General features: G+C 64.7%; 6 protein-coding genes. 2 read left to right on the plus strand and 4 right to left on the minus strand.

Annotated features, from left to right (window positions below):
• The 4 genes from ACLP25_RS10960 to ACLP25_RS10975 form a co-directional block, all read right to left on the minus strand.
• The coding region (locus ACLP25_RS10960) for a TIM barrel protein (protein WP_442469228.1) at positions 1–341 on the minus strand (341 nt) is incomplete at its 3' end.
• A gap of 140 nt (positions 342–481) precedes the next feature.
• Positions 482–1,300 (minus strand): ATP-binding cassette domain-containing protein, encoded by an 819-nt coding sequence (locus tag ACLP25_RS10965; RefSeq protein WP_442469229.1) that lies wholly within the window; start codon positions 1,298–1,300, stop codon positions 482–484.
• Positions 1,300–2,247 (minus strand): ABC transporter permease, encoded by a 948-nt coding sequence (locus tag ACLP25_RS10970; protein WP_442469233.1) that lies wholly within the window; start codon positions 2,245–2,247, stop codon positions 1,300–1,302. Before ACLP25_RS10970 ends, ACLP25_RS10965 begins: the two co-directional genes overlap by 1 nt.
• Positions 2,248–2,473: 226 nt before the next feature.
• Positions 2,474–3,460, minus strand: a complete 987-nt coding sequence (locus ACLP25_RS10975; protein WP_442469230.1) for a sugar ABC transporter substrate-binding protein — start codon at positions 3,458–3,460, stop codon at positions 2,474–2,476.
• Positions 3,461–3,626: 166 nt separating this feature from the next.
• On the opposite strand from ACLP25_RS10975, the gene ACLP25_RS10980 reads away from it, so the two are divergent.
• The gene (locus ACLP25_RS10980; protein WP_442469231.1) at positions 3,627–4,682 is read left to right on the plus strand and encodes a LacI family DNA-binding transcriptional regulator; all 1,056 of its coding nucleotides are present in this window, start codon (positions 3,627–3,629) and stop codon (positions 4,680–4,682) included.
• 597 nt (positions 4,683–5,279) lie between these two features.
• Positions 5,280–5,535: DUF1403 family protein (locus ACLP25_RS10985; protein ID WP_442469232.1), on the plus strand; the 256-nt coding region annotated here is incomplete at its 3' end.

Here is a 5,535-nt window from a genome sequence, read left to right on the forward strand (position 1 = left end):
GACGGGCCGCGACCGAACTCCGAATTCATCGTATCGACGCCCATGTCGACGGCCGCCTGAATGGCCTTCTTCCAATATCCGACAGCGGCTTGTCGCTCGTCCTCGTGCGGGCTCGCCCAGCGGTACATCGGCAGCAGCGAGGCGATCTTCACACCGTGGTCTTTCAGGGATTTCTTGAAGCTCGCGATGCGCTCGGGATAGGCGCGCGGATGGACCCACCAGGCGAGGAAATCGTCGCGCGGCGAGAGCTCGATCCACTCGTAGCCGAGTTCGGCGACCTTTCCCGGCAGTTCCTCCAACGACAGGTGACGATGCATGTAAGGATCGAGGGCGATTTTCACTGAACGACTCCTTCAACGAGACGTTGGATCTCCGCGCGCGCCCGCGCGAAGCCTTGCTGGAGGAAACGCCGGCCCCGGGTGGGAGGCTACCGGGGCGGGCGCAGCGCGTGTTTTTTGCCCGCTCCGGCTTCGAGCCGGGTTCACTCGGCGAGTGGCGGCGGGTGGCCGTCGTGGGTCGCCATGTAGCCTTCAATCTCGGCTTCGAGTTCGGCCATCTGCTCGCCGCCGGCCATGAGATCCGTGATCTCCTCACGGGTCTTTTCGCCCTTGCGGAAGTCGGCGGCCTTGGCGCCCCGAATCAAAACCGCAAAGTGGTCCCCGACAGTCAGGGCGTGAACGACCTGGTGGGTGATGAAGATGACCGCGATGCCCTTCTGGCGCGCCTGAAGGACGATGCGCAGGACGTGCGCCGCCTCCTTGACGCCGAGTGCGGCGGTCGGCTCGTCGAGGATCAGGACGCTCGCGCCGAAGTGCACGGCGCGGGCAATCGCCAGCGCCTGGCGCTCGCCGCCGGACAGGCCGCCGACCAGCCGGTTGCCGTCGTCGATGCGCGTGATGCCGAGCTGACGCGTTTCCCGGACCGCGATCTCGTTGGCCTTCTTCCGATCGAAAACCGCGAACGGTCCCCAGCGCCTGGTCGGCTCGGCGCCGACGAAGAACGACCGGCCGATGCTCATCAGCGGAAAGGTGCCCCCGAACTGATGGACCGTCGCAATGCCCGCCGTGCTGGCGTCGCGCGGGCTGTCGAAGGCGACCGGCTTGCCGTTCATCTCGAGCGAACCGGACGTCGGCTTGTGGACCCCGGAAAGGATCTTGATGAGCGTCGACTTTCCCGCGCCGTTGTCGCCGAGGAGGCAAAGAACCTCGCCGCGATAGACTTCGAGAGAGATGTCGTGAAGGACGTCGATTGGGCCGAACGACTTGTTGATGCCAGTTAGCTGGAGCAGGGGCGTGGTCATCAGCGGGCCCTCCCTTTCGCGCGGGGGGCGTAAGTCAAAGCCATGTTGCGGAACGTGTTGTTCATCAGCACGGCGAGAAGAAGCAAGACGCCGATGATCAGGCTCGCCCAGTTGGCGTCGAAGCCGGTGTAGAAGATGCCCTGGTTGACGATCGAGAAGGTCAGCGTGCCGAGCACGATGCCGACAACCGAGCCGTATCCGCCGGTGAGCAGCACGCCGCCAATCACCACCGCGATGATCGAATTGAAGATGAACGACTGCCCGGCCGCCACCTGGGCGCTGTTGTAGAGAATGGCCTGCGACATGCCGACGAAAGCGGCGCAGAGCCCGCTGCCCATGAACAGCGCGATTGTCAGCCGGTCCGTCGGGATGCCGGCGTTGCGGGCGCTGACCGCATCTCCGCCGACAGCGAGGATCCAGTTGCCATAGACCGAGAAGTTCAAAATGAACCCAACGATCAGGACGACGGCAATCCACCAGAAAAGCGACACCTGGAACTTATCGCTGATGAAATCGCCGAGCAGGGCCTTCGCGATCGGCGGGCTGTTCAGGGCGACGCTCGTGCTCCCCGTCAGAATGACCGAGAGACCGAGGGTCAGGCCTGCGACCGCGAAGAGCGTCGCGAGGGTGACGACAAAGGACGGCAGCTTCGTCCGGACGACGAGAAGCCCGTTGATGAACCCGATGATGAGCCCGAGCGCGAGCGCCGCCACGATGCCGACGACGATCGGCAAGCCATAGTAACCCGACACGATCGCGATTGTCATGGAGGCTGCGGGGAGCACCGAGCCCACGGAGAGGTCGAGTTGTCCCGCAATCATCAGCAACCCGATGGGAAGTGCGATGATGCCGAGCTCGGAGGCGACGTTGAGCCAGCTCGCGGCCCCGCCGGCGGAGAGAAAGTTTGCGCCGCCGAAGACGGAAAAGAAGACGAAGACGGCGACCATACCGATGAAAGATCCGGTCTCGGGCCGCCGGGCGAGCGCGCCGAACGAGAACGTCGAGGCGGGCACAGCAGGCGGCGGAGCCGCTAAGTTCGATGATGCGTGCGATGGACTGGAGATCATAGGACCCTCGCGATCAGAACGCCCCCCGGGGCTCCGCGTGGCGACCCACGGGGAGGAGAAGGCCGGCCCTCGGACGTGTCCGGGGCCGGACGTCATCAATTGGATCTCAGCGCGCGCCAGCCTTTGCGCCGGCCATCGTCGCGTCCACGTTGTCCTTGCTCACGATGCCCGGGCCGGTCAGGACCGGCTTGGTCGGGAGGTCGAGGCCGTAGTTGACGAAGCCGTTCAGCAGCGAGACCGCGAGGAAGCCTTGCAGGTAGGGCTGCTGATCGATCGAGAACATCTGCTTGCCGTCCTTGATGCGCTGAAGGCCTTGCTCGTCCATGTCGAACGTGGCGAGCTTGACCTTGTCGCCGACGCCGGCCTGGCTGATGGCGTTGGCGGCGCTATTGGCGTCCGGAGCGCTGATGGTGATGAGGCCGTCGACGTCGGCATTCTTCAGGAGGTTGGCCTTGATCGCCTGAGCCACGGCGGTCGGGTTGCCGAAGCTCGAAGACGGCAGCGGCAGTTCGGTCGACTTGCCGCCTTGCTTCGCGACTCCGTCGGCGACGCCCTTGCAACGGTTCTCGGTGTTGGTGGCGCCGGGCAGCGTGTTGACGCAGAGGACATTCTTGACGCCGTGGCTGCCGAAATAGTCGCCGCCTCCGACACCCGCCACGTACTCGTCGCTGCCGACGTAATTCAACGCGCCGAGGCGCTTCGCGGCGTCGATGCCTCCGGAGTTGTAGATGATCAGGGGAATGTGCGCAGCGGCCACCTCCTTGAAGGCGGCGTCCTCGGCCTCAGCAACCCAGTCGGGCCCCACGATCGCGTCGGGGTGCTGGCTCAGCGCGGTCCGGATGAGCTTGGCCGCGTCCGGGCCTAAGTTGTCGTAAGTCTGCGGGCCGAGCCAGGTCACCGAGCCGCCTGTCGCCTTGGCGATCAGGCCGGCATCCTCGGCGCCCTTCTTGACCTTGGACCAGAACGGATCGTCCGCCTTGCCGCCGATCACGATGATCTTGGCCCCATGCGATTCCGCCATGGCGGCGCTCGCGCCAACCGCCAGCGCGGTCGTGGCGATCAATACGCTCATGAGTTGCTTGATTGGTGTCATTCCTGTTCCTCCCGTTTGTGGCGCTCTCGTTTGGCTTGCGTCGGACTGTCGCGGACATTGCCGCGTTCTTGTTGCATCCTCTGTATCAGCGTGACATATTCATATCAATCCATGCCGCTCATTTCGCATCATCGTATCAATTTGCAACGACAGGGAATGATACGCTGTGTCAGCAGACGTCTCCGCCAACCGCCGTCCGACCATCGCTGACGTCGCCGCCGCCGCGCAGGTCAGCATCGCCACGGTCAACCGGGTGCTGAGCGGAAAGCAGGCGGTCCGTAAGGCGACGGCTCAACAGGTGGTGGAGGCTGCGGAGACCCTCGGGTTCTATGCCGCGAGGGCTATCCGGGTTCGCGCCCAGGCCGAACCGCCGAGACGAACCTTCGGCTTCCTGATGCAGCAGCGGGGTCGCTCGCTGTACCGGATGCTCGGCGACGACCTGAAGGCGGCGACGCTGGCGTCGTCAGCGGTCCGGGGCGAAGCTGTAGTCGAGCATCGGGACGATCTGTCGCCCGAGGCCACTGCCGAGCGCCTGCTCAAACTCGGCCGCGACGTCGACGCGATCGCCGTCGTCAGCGTCGATCATCCGCGGATAACCCAGGCGATCGAGCGTCTGAGAGCCAATGGCGTTCCCGTCGTCGCCGTGATCTCCGACCTGACGGCGCCGGCGCGAGCGGGCTATATCGGCCTGGACAACTGGAAGGTCGGGGCGACCGCCGGTTGGGCGATGGCGACGCTCTGCAAGAGGCCCGGCAAGATCGCCGTCTTCGTCGGCAACCATCGCTACCTGTGCCAGGACATGTGCGAGATCCGCTTCCGCTCCTATTTTCGCGAGCGCGCCCCTGAATTCCAGGTGCTCGACGCGATCACGACGTTCGAGGACAGCAAATACGCGTATCAAAGTACGCTCGACCTCCTGCACCGCACGCCCGATCTTGTCGGTGTGTTTATCGCCGGGGGCGGAAAATCCGGGGTGTTGAGCGGCCTGCGCGAGGACGCGAGCGGATTGGCCAAGTCCCTGAACGTGGTCGGTCTCGACTTGACGCCCGAGGCGCGGTCAGGACTCCTCGACGGCGTCGTCGACGTCATCCTTTCGCACCCGATCAAACTGCTCGCCGAGACGACAGTCGACCTGCTCGCCAGCGTGACTTCCGGCGAGACACATAACGAGCCCATTGCACGATTGCTGCCGTTCGAGATCTACACGCCGGAGAATCTGTAGTCCGATCGCAATCACAATCGTCTCGATCGCCCTCGCTCTGGTCGGCATCGAGTTCAGGCCTCCAACACTGTCGCGACGTGAACGGGAGGTGCGGCGGCAGTGGTTGGATTTGGAGTTCGATCCTGGCGCCCGCGAGCGCCGCAGGATCTCGGTGGGGTGGGCTGGTGTCGGATGCAACTTATCCGACGAAGCGCTCTGCAAGAAGGACGAGGGGGATGACAATCATGGCCCCGCCTGACACTCGGCTGACGGCGCGATCGGCTCGCGGGCGCGTTCTCAGTACCGCCTGAGAGCCGTAGCCTACGAGGACATAGACGACGCCGCAGTTGACGACGTGAACAGCCTGTGTGGGGATTGCCCGCGAGGCTGCTCCTCATCGAGCCGGGCGAGACCTTGGAATTGACGCCAGATTCGGACCCAAAATTGGTATCGCCGGTATATCGAGAGGCCGGCCTCTTCAACATTACATGCTCCACGCGTTCATTTTATAAACGTCTGATAAGGCAAGCTTATCGGACATCGAATGCGCCCGACAGGTGGGGCGCTTTCGCCTCCGGACGGTGGTCAAAAGCGCCGCCGCGCGCTAGCATCCCCGTCGTGATTCGCGCCGAGCTCGCCCCCTCCGAACCCCTTCGCGCCCCCGCCTGGGCGCGCCTCAGCGGGTCGTTTCGCGACCATTCGGAGGCCGACGCCCTCTATTTCGCCGGCGCGGCGCTGTCCGGCCTCGATTCCGTGGCAAAATCCGACCCGCCGTGGGCCGGGGTCTGGCGCCGGCGCCTGGCGCTCAAAAGCGCCGCGGCGGTGGTCCGAAACCTGCTGAACCGGCGCGAGGACGAGGCGGCGCTGCGCGACG

Source organism: Roseiarcus sp. (assembly GCF_052145395.1).
Classification (GTDB): Bacteria; Pseudomonadota; Alphaproteobacteria; order Rhizobiales; family Beijerinckiaceae; genus Roseiarcus.

Coding starts and splice junctions, on each gene's coding strand:
- ACLP25_RS10965 (WP_442469229.1), bottom strand. CDS start 1,300: ATGACCACGCCCCTGCTCCAGCTAACTGGCATCAACAAGTCGTTCGGC.
- ACLP25_RS10970 (WP_442469233.1), bottom strand. CDS start 2,247: ATGGTCGCCGTCTTCGTCTTCTTTTCCGTCTTCGGCGGCGCAAACTTT.
- ACLP25_RS10975 (WP_442469230.1), bottom strand. CDS start 3,460: ATGACACCAATCAAGCAACTCATGAGCGTATTGATCGCCACGACCGCG.